The following is a 2,465-nucleotide window of genomic DNA, read 5'->3' as shown; positions in this document are numbered from 1 at the left end:
ACAATGCCCCGCCCACCCATTGCCTTGTACTTAAGGGCCAACTCCTCGCACAGCTCTATGGTCGGACAGAGGTAGAAGACGCGGCGCTTCATGTCCCCTCGGGCCGCACTGGACTTGAACAGGTCGGCGAGCAGTTCCAGCAGCATCGTGCTCTTCCCCAACCCAGCAGCGCCCGCTACGAGCAGCCGGGGAACAGTCGAGTCCGGTGAGGGACCTTCCACGATATAGGCATCCATCTGCTCGACCGGATTCCAGAAGGGCAGAGCTGTCGCGAATTTCATCAACTCGCGTCGCAACGTTTCGGTCGCGGCGTGCGGCGTCATCGGATTGGAGCGGCGAGCTGGTGCTACTCCTGGAACGAGGCCGCGCTTCTGCCTGCCTGCTCGGATTTTTGCTTCGTGCTTCTGGGCACGGGCAATCTGCTTGGTCAGAAACCTTTCAAGTTGGACATCGTCGCTCCACTGCCATCTGCCCTTGTGCGGCCGCGTAAGGTCCGCCTGGGCTTGAACCCACGCGGTCGCGTAGGCAAGCAGCGTCGCAGGGTCCGCCCCTTCTGGGTGCTCCGTAATCGCCGCAGCCACAACAGCCGTGATGAAGTTGTCGCGGTTATCGCGCACCATTCCATCAGAGTCATAGTTGAAGCTGAGGGCCGAGCGAAGTTTTGGAAAATTCATTAGCCGGCTTCTATTCTATTTACTGGTTAGAATTGAGCGGCTATGTTGTTGGGAGTTGGTCCTGGGTCGGTCCGCACGACACCCCGGCTCCTTCTGTTCCACACGTCCTTCTTGAGCGCCGGTCCCTCTTCAGGGATCGGCGTTTTCTTTTTCAACAGCGTTTTCCATTAGGTTTCGCACCCAGAACTCATGGTTGATTGGAGCGCGCATTGGGGGCAGCACGCCGATCGCGTCCGCCACGGCATAGCGAAACGTCCCTTGGCTCTTGAGTTCGGATGTCGTCAGCGACATCATCTTGTCACCAACCTTGAATGACCAGCGCTTGCCGTTCTTGTGGCGATACAATTGGGCGATATAGAAATCGTTCTCGTTTGGCAGCGAGACGGTGCCGCTCCGCAAGCCCTGACGTATGCGCTCACGGCGTTTGGTGAGGAAAAGGAAGTAGCTGCGCAGGCTGGTCACGTTTTGGGCGCCGGGGTTAGTATTCGCGCGTCGAGCGGTACTCTGCCCGACCTTTCAACCATTCGCGCAGGGAGTCGCGCCGATAACGGATGTTACGCGCCCCGATGCGGATGAAGGGCGGGCCGTAGCCTTTCGACCGTCCCGTCTCAATCCACTGGACACTGACGCCCAGAAGCTTTGCGGTCTGAGCCGTATTCAGTAGGTCCTCATCGTCACCGGCGACGGCAGCGACAAGGTTGTCGGCTCGTTTGTCGAGATGCAGATTCAATTCCATAGCGCTCATCCTTTTTGCTTTGGTCAAGGACGCGCGGGAGCCGAACAACAAAAAGCCCTCGCGCGCATTTTTTTTGCACACGAGAGCCTGTCGTTTGGATGGATCGTATATACGGGCACGATCCCGAAAGGCCCTATGCCACCTCAGCAGGCAGCCTACGGACTACAGCGTTACAGTAAGGGCGGAAAACAAAACCCACAAGCGGAACGTTTTTGCTTCAGCCTATCGCGACGACGTTCGCGCCCTCGATGGGAACAATTCCGCATAGCGTTTTGAGCCGGTCGGCAACCTTCTGCGCCGGGCTCCGAAGGCGCTCTACCCTCATCTGCACATACCCCTCCGTGACGTCATTTCCCAGCGAGTGGTTGACCAGAGCCTTGAGCGCCATGGGGCTGATTTCTGTTTCCTCAGCTACAGTGATGAAGGTGCGCCGCAAGTCGTGCACCGACACCTGGACGCCGCAGGCTTTGGCAACGGCATCGAGAGGAAATTTCGGCTCCGCGATATAGCCTGTCTTCTTGCCGTGCGAGGGAAACACGTAGTCGTTGGGGTCTTTTCCAACCGCGCGCCGCGCCACTAGCAAATCCCGAACGAAGTCGGACATCGGTAAGTCAAGCTTGCGCTTTGCCTTGGTGTTGATGGCTGGGATGTGAAGCAGCTTTTTGTCGAAATCGACATACGCCCATTTCAACAGTGCGGCCTCGCGTCGGCGCAACCCTGTGAAGAGAATGAAGCGTAGGTAGTCGGCTGCAACCGGGTTGGGCAAAGCGCAGACAGCCTTGTAAAAGGCGGGCATGTCGTCGGCCTCAACCATTCGTTCGCGCCGCGCTTCAGCAAACCACTGCTTCCGTAAGCGGACAGGATTTTGCGGAAGCGTCGGGTCTTGGTCCGCTGCGAAATTCCAGAGAAGACGAAGGATGGCCATCGTCGTGTTAGCAGTCACCTCGCCCTTCCAGCGATTTGATAGCGCGATCTTCTGGGCAATCTCGCCGTGGCGCTTCTCCACGGCATCACGAGTGATGAAGTTGAGTGGCTTGTCCCGCCAGGACGTCAGA

At 58.1% G+C, this 2,465-nt stretch carries 4 protein-coding genes; all 4 read right to left on the bottom strand.

What is annotated here, in order from left to right; all coding sequences use genetic code 11:
• Positions 1-674: DEAD/DEAH box helicase family protein (locus EN925_RS31845; RefSeq protein ID WP_164894526.1), on the bottom strand; the 674-nt coding region annotated here is incomplete at its 3' end.
• Between the two features lie 129 nt (positions 675-803).
• Complete coding sequence (locus tag EN925_RS31840; RefSeq protein WP_127368195.1) at positions 804-1,136, bottom strand: hypothetical protein; 333 nt, start codon at positions 1,134-1,136, stop codon at positions 804-806.
• Between the two features lie 16 nt (positions 1,137-1,152).
• On the bottom strand, positions 1,153-1,410 hold the full coding sequence (locus tag EN925_RS31835; RefSeq protein ID WP_127368194.1) for a helix-turn-helix domain-containing protein: 258 nt from the start codon (positions 1,408-1,410) through the stop codon (positions 1,153-1,155).
• A gap of 217 nt (positions 1,411-1,627) precedes the next feature.
• A partial coding sequence (locus EN925_RS31830) for a tyrosine-type recombinase/integrase (protein ID WP_164894525.1) occupies positions 1,628-2,465 on the bottom strand: 838 nt, incomplete at its 5' end.

The sequence above is a fragment of the Mesorhizobium sp. M7A.F.Ca.US.006.04.2.1 genome, from assembly GCF_004022915.1.
Lineage (GTDB): Bacteria > Pseudomonadota > Alphaproteobacteria > Rhizobiales > Rhizobiaceae > Mesorhizobium > Mesorhizobium ciceri.
The sequence above is the reverse complement of the archived record's forward strand: the minus strand, read 5'-3'. Positions and strand labels throughout refer to the sequence as shown.

What these genes read in the sequence shown, in the direction of transcription:
- EN925_RS31835 (WP_127368194.1), bottom strand. Translation starts at nt 1,410, where the DNA reads ATGGAATTGAATCTGCATCTCGACAAACGAGCCGACAACCTTGTCGCT.